Source organism: Paenibacillus hodogayensis, assembly GCF_039536325.1.
In the GTDB taxonomy this organism is placed as follows: domain Bacteria; phylum Bacillota; class Bacilli; order Paenibacillales; family NBRC-103111; genus Paenibacillus_AB; species Paenibacillus_AB hodogayensis.
The window spans coordinates 14,604-28,252 of the sequence record NZ_BAAAYO010000001.1 but is presented as its reverse complement, the minus strand read 5'-3'; the positions used below and the strand labels follow the sequence as shown (position 1 = coordinate 28,252).

Genomic DNA, 13,649 nt, shown 5'->3' with positions numbered 1-13,649 from the left:
AAGCGAATTGTTCGCTTCCCGGCTCTTCAGTCCGTTTTACTGCTTTTTCAAAGCTTGAATGTCCGCCTCGGATAGCTCCGTGATTTTGGCGATGTCGGAGACGGAATATCCCATGGAAAGCATGTTGAGCGCAATTTGTTCCGCCTTCCGCTTTTCTCCTTCTGTTTTTCCTTCTTCCTTAGCCCCTTGAATACGCGACGCTTCATCACGTAGAAATTTCAAGCGAGATTCGTACCCAAGCCGTGTTTCCGCATCCTGACTTAAAAATTCCAACGTATCCATCGCTTTTTTCAACATCGGCTCGTTCAACGTTAACGCCTCCCAACTTGATTGGCTGCTATCCTAAGCTGGAAGCTCCAAGGCTTTTAACCGACCGCATGGGTGCCTTGCGAATGGCTGTACAGCTGCTCGTAGTAGCCTTTGCGATCCAGCAGCTGGCGGTGCGTGCCCTGCTCGACGATCTCGCCGCGCTTCATGACGATGATGCGATCGGCCTGCATAATCGTCGACAGCCGATGCGCGATGACGAGTGTCGTGCGGCCTTTGGAGACGATCTGCAGCGCCGACTGGACGAGCTGCTCGGTGTACGAGTCGAGATTGGCGGTAGCCTCGTCCAGTATGAGAATTTTCGGGCGGAAGACGACGATCCGTGCAAACGAGATCAGCTGCCGCTCCCCGGCGGACAAGCCGCTGCCCCGCTCGGACAGCCGGGTGTCGTACCCGTCCTGAAGCCGGGTAATGAGGCTGTCCGCTCCTACGAACCGGCAAGCCTTGATGACGTCCTCGCGCGAGATCGATTCGTCGAACAGCCGCACGTTGTCGATAATGCTGCCCGAGTACAGGAAGGGCTCCTGCTGCACGAGTCCGACGATCCGGTGAAGCTTCGCCTGCGGGATGTCGCGCACGTCCGTGCCGTCGATGCGGACGCTGCCCTCCTGCACGTCGTAGAAACGGCAGAGTAGGCTCATCAGCGAGCTTTTGCCCGCTCCGGTCGCGCCGACGATGCCGATCATTTCGCCTGCGGCGATGTGCAGATCGAGATCGTGCAGAACCGGGATGCCTTCCTGATAGCTGAAGCGGACGTGGTCGTAGTCGACCCGGCCCTGCACGGAAACGGCTGGCAGCGCTTTGGGAGGCTCGGCGTCGCGTACCTCCGCCGGGATCATGAACAGCCGCCACAGCCGGTCCATCGAGACGGTCGTGGATTGGAGCGTGTTCCACTGCTGCGTAATGGAGTTGATCGGCTGGAAAAATTGCCGGATGTACGTAATGAACGCATACAGCACGCCGAACTCCATCGTCCGTTCGAATACGGCCATTCCGCCGACCCAGACGATAAATGCGATGGACAGGTTGCCGAGCATATCGAACGAACGGTTGAACAGCACATTGGTCCGGACTTCGCGGACGTTGGCGCCGAAGTAGCGCCGGTTCTGCTCGTCGAACGAGCGCTGCTGCTCTTTTTGCTGATGGAACGCTTGAATCAGGTTCATGCCGGCTAGGTTTTCCGCCGTGAAGGCGATCAGCCGGGACAGCTGCGTCCGGGTGATTTGGTAAATTCTGCGCATATACGAGCGGAAGCCGATGGCGATGCCGGCGATGATCGGCAGCAGAATCATGCTGTAGCCGGCCAGCACCGGGTCCAGATGGAACATCAGGGCGACGATGAACAGCAGCGTCATGCCGTCGCGCATCAAGCTGAGCAGCACTTGGGTGAAAAACTGGTTCAGCGTCTCCGTATCGCTCGACACGTGCGTGACGAGGCTGCCGTTCGGAAAGCGGTCGAAAAACGACATCGACAGCTTCGATATATGCCGGAACAAATCTTTGCGGATGCGCGCGACGATATGCTGTCCGACGTATTGCAGCATGTTGTTTTGAAAATAAGTGAAGACGAGGCCAAGGACGACAAAGATCAGATAGACCGCGCAAATGCCCAGCAGCATGCGGTAATCGTTGCGCCCGGCCAGCAGATTGTCGTCGATGGCGATCTTGACCAAATAAGGCTGCAGCAGATCCGCGGCGATGGCCAGCAGCGTGAACAGGAAAATGAGTGCAAATCGGCCGCGGAACGGCCGGGCATAGGCGGTAATAAAGCGGAAGGCGGCGCTGCGCTCCTCCTTGCTCACGTTATACGAACTGCTGATCTCGCTGCTGTCCGTTTTGGCGCGTTCAGGCTTCTCCGGCGGCATGGCGCGTCCCCTCCTCTTGAATGGCGTAAAGGGAGGCGTAAATCCCTTGCTGGGCGATCAGCTGCTCATGCGTTCCCCGCTGCACGACCGCTCCCTTGTCCAGCACGACGATCTCGTCGGCATGCTTGATCGCGCTGATGCGGTGGGCGATAATGATCGTTGTTTTGTCGCTCCGCTCGGCGCGCAGACTGTCGATAATATCCGTTTCGGTAACGGCGTCGACGGCACTGACGCTGTCGTCGAGCACGAGAATCGGCGCTTCCTTCAGAAAGCCACGCGCCAGGCTCGTACGCTGGCGCTGGCCGCCGGATAGCGTAATGCCCCGCTCGCCGAGCTTCGTCTCGAACTGCTCGGGAAACTGCATGATGTTATCGTAAATTTGCGCTTGTTTGGCGGCTTTGTACGCCGGCTCCGCTGCGGAGCTTCTGTTCGAGAAGGCGATATTGTCGCGGATCGTCGTACTGAACAGAAACCCGTCCTGGGGCACATAGCCGATCTGGGTGCGCAAGCTTTCCAGCGTGGCATGGCGGATATCTTGCCCGCCGATGCGGATCGTTCCTTCGGGGGGCTCGTAGACGCGCAGCAGCAGCTTGACGAGTGTTGTTTTGCCGCTGCCGGTCTTGCCGATGATCCCGAGCGTCCTGCCGGCGGGAACGGTCAGCTCGATGTTGTCGAGCGCCTTCTGCGCGCTGCCCGGATAGGTGAACGACAAGCCGCTGATGCGGATGTCGGAGGCCCCCCGCTTGAGCGGAGCGGCCCGTTCGCTTTCGCGGATGTCCGGCTGTACGGCGAGCAGGTCGCTAAGCCGCGTCAGGGAGGCGCGAGACCGCTGCATAGTGTTGATAACGTTGCCAATTTGCTGCAAGGGGTTGACGATCATGCGCAAATACAGCGTCAGCGAGACGAAATGTCCGATCGTAATGGAGCCTTGAATCGTCAGAAAGCCACCGAAGGCGATAGCGACGATCAGCGACAGCCCGCCGAGAAACGGCAGCAGCGCCTGAAACAGCGAAGACATGCGTACGAGCCGGAGCTGGTTGTCGGCAACCCGGTCGACCGTCCGCCCGAACCGCTCCCGCATGACCGGTTCCACGGCAAACTTTTTCGTGACGCGGATGCCCCCGAACTGCTCTTCGGCGGTTTCCGTCATTTTGGCCAGCGACTCCTGCACTTTCAACGAGCGTTGGCGGATCGGCCGTCCGAAGAGGACGACAACGAACGGTATGGCCAGCAGCGGCACCATGCACGTGACGATGAGGTACAACGGAATCGAGCTGATCGACATCATGAACATGACCGATAGGATCAGAATGACCGCATTGGTCGTCTGGTTGATGCCCATCGAGATGGACTCGCGCACGGAGGTGACGTCGTTCATGACGTAGCTGAGGAGCTGTCCGACGCCGTGTTTGGAGTAGTAGGTTTCGCTGAGTCTCGTGAAATGAACGAACAGCTTCTGGCGCGTCACGAACTCGAAGCGGCGTCCGAGTTTCATAATGACGAATTGGCCGACGGCGGTGAGCAGGCCGAACGTCAGGCCGATGGCGAGCAGCTTCAGACTGGAATCGACGATCGCCTCGCGGGTAATGCCGCCCGCGTGCAGCGTATCCGTGAAGTCTCCCAGCACTCGCGGGTAAATCGATTGAACTACGTTTGCTACGGTTATGGCGAGGATGGCCGCGGCGTATTTATACCAGTTGGACCGCAAATAACCGAGCAGCAGACGCGGAGGTTGCAACGTTCACCACTTCCCGTTATCAAATTTCATCTCAAATGTTCATTATACGTGGGCCTCCGTAAACTTTCACCCGCGAGAAATCCGGGATTGGGGGCGTATTCACTCGTATTTCCGCTGTATGGGAACATAGCGCGGACCATTCTTCTTAATTTGCCGAATAACGCCATTAAATGATTTGTCGGCTAATGATCGGGCGACCAAGTCGTTCTACTGCACAATGGCCGGGCGAGCGCACGTACGACACGAGGGGACCCGCTAGTCGCGGCGAACTTGCCTCGTTGCAGCGGAATAAGCGGGCATTGCCCGTTCCGATCCTGTATGATAGAAGGGAGAATGAACCTGACGGGAGGGCATGAGTGATGACAAAAGCGTCAAGTATTTTGGTATTGGCCAAGCTGGAGCCGGAGCAGCTGGAGCGGATTCGGCAGGCGGCCCCGGAGTCGGAGGTGTGGACCGCGGAGCAGCCGCTCGAGGATAGGCATTACCGGGAGGCGGAAATCATCTGCGGTTGGAATGCGAGGGCGAAGCAGCTGTCGCTGGCCCCGGACTCTGCGCTCCGCTGGCTGCAAGGCTGGGGGGCGGGCATCGAGAAGCTGCCTTTGGACGCGATCAAGGAGCGGGGCATATGGCTCACGAACGCGAGCGGCGTTCACGCCTATCCGATCTCGGAGTCGGTGTTTGCGATGCTGCTGGCTTTTACAAGACGGCTGCACCGCGCCGTCCGCAATCAGGCGGAGCGTCGATGGGAGCCGCAGCGGGACCAGGGAGAGGCGCACGGTCAGACGATCGGAATTCTCGGAGTCGGGGAGATCGGCCGCGAAGTCGCGCGGCTGGCCAAAGCGTTCCGGATGCAAGTGCTCGGGGTGCGGCGATCCGGGGAGGCGGAACCGTTTGTGGATCGGATGACGACCTTTGCCGGTTTGTCGGACGTGCTTGCCGAGAGCGATTATATCGTCAATTGCCTGCCGCTGACCGCGGAGACGAAAGGGATTATGGATCGCGACCGCTTCCGTCTGATGAAGCCGGACGCGTTCTACATGAATATAGGCCGAGGGGGCACGACCGATACCGGCGCTCTCCTGGAGGCGCTGCGGGAAGGCTGGATCGCCGGAGCGGGCCTTGACGTGTTCGAAGAGGAGCCGCTGCCTGCGGAGCACCCGCTGTGGGGCTTCGACAATGTCATCATCACGCCGCACCATACCGGCGGGACGAGCCACTATAACCGGCGCGCCGTCGACCTGTTCATCGCCAATCTGGAGGCGTACCGGCTCGGCCGCATGTTGCCGATTAACCTGATCCCGCCCGAACGGATGTATTGAAGCTTGTTCCACCCGATATAGCCGAATAGGGAATGCGATTTCAGGCGCGAATTGGGGAGCAAGGGTCACCGCAGCCTCGATTTGCCGCCGATTTTTCTAAATGCGATAGCCCTAAGCAGAAGGTTGGGAAATTATTGACGGTGCCCCGATTGGATGTTATGATCTATTATAAACCGATAAGAATAGTCGGTAATAATGGTCGGGCTCACCGGTTAACCGGAGGCGGCATCCGTCGGTTCGGAGATACCATTCCCGCCGGCGTGCCGCCTCTTTCGATTCATAGAGAAACGGAGGTACATCATGAGCTTATATGAAGAGTGGATTCCTTACGGGGACCGTTTGCGTTATTCGGGTTTCGCGGCTCGTCCCGCAAACGTGACGTCTTCCTTGCCTGCCGTAATCGTATTGCAGGAAATATGGGGAGTGGACCGGCACATTCAGGATGTAACCCGTAGAATTGCCCAAGCCGGTTATGCGGCGTTTGCCCCCGACTTGTTCGCGCATGCCGGTTCCCGCCCGGAGGAGCTTGATTTTGACCGGGTCGATGCGGCGAAGTCGTTTCTCAATACGATTCCTCAGTCTTCCTGGCGCAATCCGGAGGAGCGCGGCGCAGCGCTGGCGCTTCTGCCCGGAGACGACGGGAGAAAGATCGGGGAGACGTTGGAGCGGCTGTTTAACCTGGGCGGAAGCTACGACGCCTTCGTCGAGCAGATCGTCGCTGCCGCTGCGTTTTTGCGCGATACGTACGCTCCTTCGCGCGGGCAAGGAGTCGCTTCCGTCGGCTTCTGCCTCGGCGGGGGCTTGTCGGCAGCACTGGCGGCTAAAGACGATCAGCTGCGCGGAGCGGTCATTTTCTACGGAAGCTTGCCGCCGACTATTCCGGTCGAACCGATCCGCGCCAAGCTGCTCGGCTTCTACGGCGAGCAGGACAAACGGATTACGGAAGCCGTACCCGAATTCGCGCAGAAGCTGGCCGCGGCCGGAAAGTCGTTCGAGTACCACGTCTACCCCGAGGCGCCCCATGCGTTTTTTAACGATTCCCGTCCGGCGTATCACGTCCGGTCGGCGCGCGATGCTTTCGTGCGGACGCTCTCGTTTCTGCAAAGCGTGTTGGAGTGACTGCCTACCCTCAAGCGGTGCCGTAAAAAAGCGACGAGCATCAAAAACCTTTTCGGTCATGAAGCGACCGAGAAGGTTTTTTGTTACTTGAAGCAATCGATTACTGAAATAAAAAAACAACGGTTTTGTTTGTTTTTGTGCGTTGATAGATCGTATTGTTTCGGGTATGATTGATTATGTACTCTTTTGTCAGTTTAACATCCGGGAACGCACAGACTGCCAACGTCTCGGGAAGCGATAGCTTGTCGGAACAAAAGTGGAAGCGTTGACAAGCCGATGCTTGTCGAACCAGAAGTGCCGCGATCAAGGCGGCGGAAGGAAGGAATGGGACCATGGGGAATTCCAAAGTGAAGCTGGCCGTTATCGGATTGGGCGGCCGGGGAAGAGGCCTGCTCGGTAACCTGCTTGCTATGGAGGATGTGGAAATTTCCGCAGTGTGCGATGCGTTCGAGGATCGTCTCCAACTGGGGTTGAATATGGTGACGGAAGCGGGGCGGCCGCAAGCCGAAGGCTATGCGAACTACCACGAACTGCTCAAACGGGAAGACGTGCAGGGCGTCGTCGTCGCCACGACATGGATTACGCATGCCGAGATCGCGATCGCAGCCATGCGCGCCGGCAAGTACGCGGCGATCGAAGTCGGCGGAGCCGCCTCCCTGGAAGAGTGCTGGGAGCTGGTACGCGTCTCCGAGCAGACCGGAATGCCCTGTATGCTGCTCGAAAACTGCTGCTACGGCCGCAACGAGCTGGCCGTGCTGAACATCGTGAAGCAAGGGCTGCTGGGCGAGCTGATTCATTGCCAGTGCGGCTATGAGCACGATTTGCGCCATGAGGTGGCGATGGGCGAGCAAAACCGCCACAACCGCTATCGCAATTATTTGAACCGCAACGGGGAGCTGTATCCGATTCACGGACTCGGACCGATTTCGAAAATTTTGAATATTAACAACGGCAACCGGATGCTCACGCTCACTTCGATGTCTTCGAAGGCGCGCGGCATCCGCCAATGGGCGACAGACAAGTTCGGCGAAACGAGCGATTTGGCCAAAACCGAATTCGCCCAAGGCGATATCGTGACGACGATGATCAAATGCGCGCACGGCGAAACGATCCTGCTCGTCCACGACACGACGCTGCCGCGTCCGTATTCGCGCGCCGGACGGGTGCAGGGAACGAAAGGGCTGTGGATGGAGGACAACAACTCCATTCATATCGAAGGCAGAAGTCCGGAGCATCAGTGGGAATCGTTCGACAATTACTTGGGCGAATACGATCATCCGTTGTGGAAGGAATATATCAAGGAAGGCATCCGCAGCGGGCATGGCGGTATGGATCATCTGGTGCTGCGGGCGTTTGCCGAAAGCGTCAGAGACAACACCCCGACTCCGATCGACGTCTACGACACCGCTGTCTGGATGGCTATCACCGTATTGTCCGAGGAATCGGTGGCGCTCGGCAGCGCTCCCGTCGCCATTCCGGACTTTACGAAGGGTAAATGGATCAGCCGTCAACCGGTTCCGGCAGGCAAATATTCGCTGGACACGATCGACGAGTCGTTGTACCGGTTATAAGCTTGAACAGACGATAGCTTGAATAGCGGAATTCAAAATAGACGCTTCCCGACTGCCGTTTTCAGGTGGAAAGGGGGCGTCTTTCGTATGATTAGGTCAGCCAGCATGTTCTGGTACCTTGAGCGATGAAAATGTTAATCTCGGACTCTGTAGAAAATGGGTAGCTGTGCGATTCCTGTCTAGCTGGTAAATATCCGATTTGCCCGGTCAAGGTACGGGTTGGCCTTTTGTTGCTGCGTAGTGAAGGTGCGGCGCGGCCTCGACCCCCTGATCGGATAAAAGGCGGCACGACAAAAAGAGCAATACGGGTTAACAAGTTACCCATCTCCGCTAAAGCCGCGACGTTTCAAACCCGGTACAATGAAAGCGGATCAATACTTCAAGCCGGCCCGCTGCGGGCGGCCGCTTACAGGAGGAATCGGGATGCAGCTTTTTAACGGATTGGGAATGGGACTGGGGACATTGTCGCGCCTTTCGCGGGCCAAGACCCGGTCGATCAGCCCGGAAAATTGGAAGGGCGAGAAAGGCCAAGGCGGGATGGCTACGGAAGGGACCGGACTGACGGCGTCCCGCGATCTGGGGCAAGGCTGGAAGGTGTCTCCTTCCGTGCTGGTTCCGGCCAAATCGACGTTTACGCTGGCGGAAGTGACGGAGCCTGGCGCGATTCAGCATATATGGCTGACCTGTTTTCCGACGACATGGCGTACGCTGATCATCCGTATGTACTGGGACGGGGAGGAGCAGCCGTCCGTCGAAGCGCCGATCGGCGACTTTTTTTGCAACGGCTGGTGCGAGCGCAGCAACGTTCAGTCGTTGCCCGTCGCCGTTAATCCGGCGGGAGGGATGAACTGCTACTGGGAAATGCCGTTTCGCCGATCGGCCAAAATAACGATAGAAAATATCGATGAAAAAGATGCCGTACTTTATTACCAAATCGATTACACGCTGACCGAGGTGCCGGACGACGCGGCTTATTTCCATGCATCCTGGCGCCGCAGCCATCCGCTTGCGTACAATCAGGTGCATACGGTGCTGGACGGGGTGAGCGGTCACGGGCATTATGTCGGGACGTATTTGGCATGGCAGTCGAATAGTTCCGGCTGGTTTGGGGAAGGCGAGATCAAGTTTTATTTGGACGGGGACGAGGAATTTCCGACGATTTGCGGTACGGGGACGGAGGACTACTTCGGCGGGGCGTGGAATTGGGAGCAGCCTAAGGGCGAATACGGAACCTACTCCACGGCGTATTTGGGCATGCATCAAGTATTGAAGCCGGACGGGCTTTACCGCAGTCAGCAGCGGTTTGGTATGTACCGCTGGCATGTGATGGACCCGATTCGTTTTGAAAGCGAGCTGCGCGTGACGATTCAGGCACTCGGCTGGCGTTCCGGGGGACGGTATTTGCCGCTGCAGGACGATATCGCCTCGACGGCGTTCTGGTATCAGGCGGAGCCGCATGCGCCTTTTGCGCCGCTGCCCGGTAAGGACGACCTGGAGGTGAATTGAGCTGGGGAGCGCGCTCAGTGAGCGCCGCCTCTATCGGGGAAGGCCGATCCGGGGCTCTTGGCGCTGTAGGGGAGAAAGCCGGTTTTTGGGGGAGACCCCAGAGTTGGCAGCGCTAGAAGGGGCATAGTGTTCAAAAGAGCAATACGCTCGCGAAAAAGCCCGGTTTTGGAGTAGATAAGGCTCTTTCGCGTATCTTTCGCACACTATCGGATGCCGGTGGAGCTGGGGGAGCCCGACTTGGCGGAGTTTGGAGGGGTATAGTGTTCCAAAGAACATTAACCCCGCGAAAAGGCCGCCTTTTTGAGTAGATAAGGTTCTTTCGCACACTAACGGATGCCGGTGGAGCCGGGGGAGCCCCATTTGGCGGAGTTTGGAGGGGGCATAGTGCTCCAAAGAACATTAACCCCGCGAAAAGGCCCGGCTTTGTAGTAGATAAGGTTCTTTCGCACACTAACGGATGCTGGTGGAGCAGGGGAAGCCCGATTTGGCGGCGTTAGGAGGGGGCATAGTGCTCAAAAGAACATTAACCCCGCGAAAAGGCCGCCTTTTTGAGTAGATAAGGTTCTTTCGCACACTAACGGATGCCGGTGGAGCCAGGGGAAGCCCGATTTGGCGGAGTTTGGAGGGGGCATAGTGCTCCAAAGAACATTAACCCCGCGAAAAGGCCCGACTTTGGAGTAGATAAGGTTCTTTCGCACACTAACGGATGCTGGTGGAGCCAGGGGAGCCCGATTTGCCGACTGCTAGTTGATTGCGGGTGCCGGCACTAGATCTGACACCGGAACTAGATCTGGCACTGGAGTTGACACTGACATTGACCCTGGCACCCGGTGGCTCGATCATCGGGCGGCATATATGATATGGCTCATCTATAGTGCGCTAGGTCCGGTGCTGTGAAGGCGATATGCCATCGATCCGTTTGAATGCCCGGCTGAAGGCGTGAATGCTGCGAAAGCCGACCTGCTCGGCAATTTCGGTTAGAGGCAGCGACGTAAAACGGATCATATCCCGTGCCTTTCTGATCCTTACCGTTTGGTGGTACTTGATCGGAGACAAGCCGAATGCTTGCGAGAACGCGCGCAGGAAATAGGAAGGACTCAGGTCGGCGATATCGGCGAGCGCGGCGAGGGACATATCCTGCTCCGGCTTGTGATCGATGTACTGTTTCACGCGCATAAGCCGCTCCCAATTCGCATGAAGGCGGGAGTTGCGGCTCCACGTATGCTCGCGCAGCAAGTAAACCCATAGACGCAAAAAAGCGCCCTTGGCCGCCGTTTGGCCGAAAGGCAGGCCGAGCCGGTATTCGCGAATGAGATCGAGCAGCATATGCTCGAATACGGTCGGGTTGCGCAGCGGAAAACGGGTCGGTAAATCGAACGGCGGTCCGGAGCAGACGTCCTCGCGGATCAGCGACCGTTCCTCGGCGGTCATCTCCGCCAGCGGCTTGAACGAGACGTTCACGGACGGGCTATCCGGCCTGAAATGAAGGTCGAAATGGACGTGCGGCTGCCGGACCGGCTCGGAGCCGACGACAGTCAAAGTATGGTGCTGCCCCGGCTTGAACAGAAACAGATCGCCTGGCTTCCCTACATGCTCGCCATCGGCAAGCGATACGTTCAGGCGGCCCTCCATCACATAAAGCAGCTCGTAATCGAGCAGGGCGCGTTCGCGAATGACCCATCCCGGAGAGAGGTAATGATCGAGCGCAACCCTGATGTAGGGCGACAGGCGGTCAAGATCCATGCCGTTCGATTCCGGCTTCATGCGCATCAACTCCAGTGGGAACTCGTATCCAGTTCCAATTTCCGGCAGGGACCTGCATGCCGCTGCATACTGCTGTGTACTGTTGCATACCGCTGCATACTCCTGCATACTGTTGCAAACTCCTGCATACTGCGGTTATCCAATCGGAGACGCGTAACGTTCATTAGTTCCAGCGACGAACGCATTCGTTGGCGGTCATTCAGGCGGGTTCGGTCTCAAACCCCATCCCCATCTCCAGTCGGGATTGTATCTGGGCACTATGGTTCGAGTGTCCGGTTTTGGATGCGTGCGTACCTACCGTCATAAGCCACAATCGGTTGAAGCAGATCGTTGTTTACACGAGCGGCCCGCATCTTTTACAATAGTACTCGATATCGCATACGCGGTCGCGAGCCGGGACTGCTACGGTCGAGACGGCGCGGCGATGCGACAGATCGGCTTGCGACCATGGGATCGCATCCGAAACGAGTAGAGGAGAATGGCGATGTCCACCATACAATTTTGTTCAAGCTGCGGAACGAAGCTCGAAATACGCAAGATCGACGACCACGATCGTCTGGCTTGCCCGGCTTGCCCGTTCGTGCATTGGGGGTCCTACAGCATCGGCGTAGGAGCGTTGTTGAAAAAGGACGGCAAGGTGCTCCTCGTACGGCGGGCCCAGGAGCCGGGCAAAGGCTACTGGACGAACCCCGGCGGCTATATCGAGCAGCATGAGCAAATCCATCGGACGATCGAGCGGGAAGTGTCCGAGGAAGCGGGCATTGTCAGCAAAGCGGTAGGCATTCTGGCGCTGCGCGACCAGCCCCGGGATATCCATAACGTATATGTGGCTTTCGAAATGGAATATGTAAGCGGGGAGCCGACTCCGGATAATTACGAGGTCGATGCGGCCGGATTTTTCGATCAGGAGGAGATGGAGGGGATGAACGTGGCTCCGTTTACCCGATGGCTGGTCGACATCGCCTTTAACGGCCAAGGCGAGGGCTTGCAGCAAGTCGAGAGCGACGTCCCTTCCTTGAAGCAGGCCGGCCTGTTCAAAGTCTCCACCGGTTCCTGAGAAGCAAGACGCTAACGGTCCTCGTCAAAACGGGCCATCGCAAACCCGATGCTTGCGTACAAACCGTTCCACCCAGCTCTGGTCAAACGGACCCATCGCAGACCCGATGCTTTGCGCTAGAGCCGTTCGGCCCAGCTCGGGTCAAACGCCCTCATCGCAAACCCGATGCTCTGCGCATGACCCGTTCCGCCCAGTTGGGGCAAAACGGGTCCATCGCTGGCCCGGTGCTCCCGACGTCCAATACCGCTTGCCCCGGCTCGTCCATTAGCGGACGAACCGGGGATTTTTTGTTGCTGCTTCGTCCGGTCGCTATCGCCGCCTGCGGGCTTCGTCTTCCTTTCGCGGAAGGACGGTCTTGCCCTTGAAGAAGCCGCCCTGCAGCAAAATATGCTCGAACGGCAAGCCCGGGTTGGCGAGCCGCCACAGCATGCGCTCCGCCGCCCTCACGCCGGTTTCGCGGATCAGCAGAATCGGGCGCGACAGCTCCGGCATAGTCTCGAGCGCTTCGTGCTCCAGACTGATCAGCGAGCAATCGTCGGGTATGCGCAGGCCAAGCGAGCTGCAGGCATGGTAAATCCACGCCAGATTATCCCCGACCGCGCACAGGATGGCGGTGGCGCCCATAGCCGGCAGCTTCTCCGCTATCTCGCGCAGCCACAAGTCGCGCAGAGCGAACCTCCCGGTCACGTGCTCGGCGGCCACAGGCTCCTGACCCGTCTCGCGCATCGCGTTCACGAAGCTGTGCCAGCGCAGGGCGAGGCCGCGGTGATCGTGGATGCTGCCGACGTACAGAATGCGCCTGTGGCCGTTGTCCAGCAGGTGGCGGACGGACTGGTGAATCGCCGTCCCGACGTCCCAGGCGAGGCTGTCTGTCTCCGCGGACGGCGGAGGGAAGTTGAGCAGCACGCGCGGAATGTCCAGCCCGAGCAGCAGCTTCTCATACGGGGGAGGCAGCATCGGGGGGAGGAAGACGCCGTCGACGAACTGCAGATGATGCCTCTCGGTCCAGGCCGCGAACGAAGCCGGGGCATTCAGCCCGGACGGCAGGACCAGCGTCTCGATCAAGTGGCCGTATTCGCTTAATTTCTCCTGAAGCCCTTCCAGCAGCAGCTGATACATGCGCGAATTGCCGGTTTGTCCGGAAATGATAAACTTGAAGTGGCGCTGCTGGTGAGGGATGATCGGTATTCGTTCCACAGCGAGGCTGCGCTCCTGGTCCTTGGTACGGTAACCGAGCTTGGCGGCGGCCTTGACGACGGCGGCGCGGGTTTCCTCGGACATGCCGGGAAGGCCGCGCAGCGCCTTCGAGACGGTATACACCGACAAGCCGAGCTGTCTGGACAGGTCGCTCAGCGTCACCGCTTTTTTTCGCGGCATGACAAT

Annotated in this window: 9 protein-coding genes and 1 pseudogene; 5 read left to right on the top strand and 5 right to left on the bottom strand. The window is 58.3% G+C overall.

Annotated elements, in window-relative coordinates; translation table 11 throughout:
* Nucleotides 1–36: 36 nt before the first annotated feature.
* From ABD796_RS00095 to ABD796_RS00085, 3 genes and pseudogenes are all read right to left on the bottom strand, one after another.
* Nucleotides 37–339, bottom strand: a pseudogene (locus ABD796_RS00095) (Rpn family recombination-promoting nuclease/putative transposase); the annotation flags it as partial.
* Nucleotides 340–365: 26 nt separating this feature from the next.
* Nucleotides 366–2,192, bottom strand: coding sequence for an ABC transporter ATP-binding protein (locus ABD796_RS00090; RefSeq protein ID WP_344900945.1), 1,827 nt, complete (start codon nucleotides 2,190–2,192; stop codon nucleotides 366–368).
* Nucleotides 2,173–3,930, bottom strand: a complete 1,758-nt coding sequence (locus ABD796_RS00085; protein WP_344900942.1) for an ABC transporter ATP-binding protein — start codon at nucleotides 3,928–3,930, stop codon at nucleotides 2,173–2,175. The genes ABD796_RS00090 and ABD796_RS00085 overlap by 20 nt, the downstream gene beginning before the upstream one ends.
* A 359-nt stretch (nucleotides 3,931–4,289) precedes the next feature.
* Between ABD796_RS00085 and ABD796_RS00080 the strand changes: the two genes are divergently transcribed.
* The 4 genes from ABD796_RS00080 (at nucleotide 4,290) to ABD796_RS00065 (ending at nucleotide 9,445) form a co-directional block, all read left to right on the top strand.
* Entirely contained in the window at nucleotides 4,290–5,249 is a 960-nt protein-coding gene (locus ABD796_RS00080; RefSeq protein ID WP_344900939.1) for a D-2-hydroxyacid dehydrogenase, read from the top strand.
* Nucleotides 5,250–5,549: 300 nt separating this feature from the next.
* On the top strand, nucleotides 5,550–6,368 hold the full coding sequence (locus ABD796_RS00075) for a dienelactone hydrolase family protein (protein ID WP_344900936.1): 819 nt from the start codon (nucleotides 5,550–5,552) through the stop codon (nucleotides 6,366–6,368).
* A gap of 332 nt (nucleotides 6,369–6,700) precedes the next feature.
* Complete coding sequence (locus ABD796_RS00070) at nucleotides 6,701–7,939, top strand: Gfo/Idh/MocA family protein (protein WP_344900933.1); 1,239 nt, start codon at nucleotides 6,701–6,703, stop codon at nucleotides 7,937–7,939.
* A 423-nt stretch (nucleotides 7,940–8,362) separates the two neighbouring features.
* A complete protein-coding gene (locus ABD796_RS00065; RefSeq protein WP_344900930.1) occupies nucleotides 8,363–9,445 on the top strand; it encodes a glycoside hydrolase family 172 protein in 1,083 nt (360 codons plus the stop codon).
* Nucleotides 9,446–10,324: 879 nt separating this feature from the next.
* Here ABD796_RS00065 and ABD796_RS00060 read toward each other — a convergent pair.
* Nucleotides 10,325–11,209 carry a helix-turn-helix domain-containing protein gene (locus ABD796_RS00060; RefSeq protein WP_344900927.1) on the bottom strand — a complete coding sequence of 295 codons (885 nt, stop codon included), beginning with the start codon at nucleotides 11,207–11,209 and terminating at the stop codon, nucleotides 10,325–10,327.
* Between the two features lie 484 nt (nucleotides 11,210–11,693).
* Between ABD796_RS00060 and ABD796_RS00055 the strand changes: the two genes are divergently transcribed.
* Complete coding sequence (locus ABD796_RS00055; protein ID WP_344900924.1) at nucleotides 11,694–12,266, top strand: NUDIX domain-containing protein; 573 nt, start codon at nucleotides 11,694–11,696, stop codon at nucleotides 12,264–12,266.
* 309 nt (nucleotides 12,267–12,575) lie between these two features.
* Here ABD796_RS00055 and ABD796_RS00050 read toward each other — a convergent pair whose 3' ends face one another.
* Nucleotides 12,576–13,643, bottom strand: a complete 1,068-nt coding sequence (locus ABD796_RS00050; protein ID WP_344900921.1) for a LacI family DNA-binding transcriptional regulator — start codon at nucleotides 13,641–13,643, stop codon at nucleotides 12,576–12,578.
* Nucleotides 13,644–13,649: the final 6 nt, after the last annotated feature.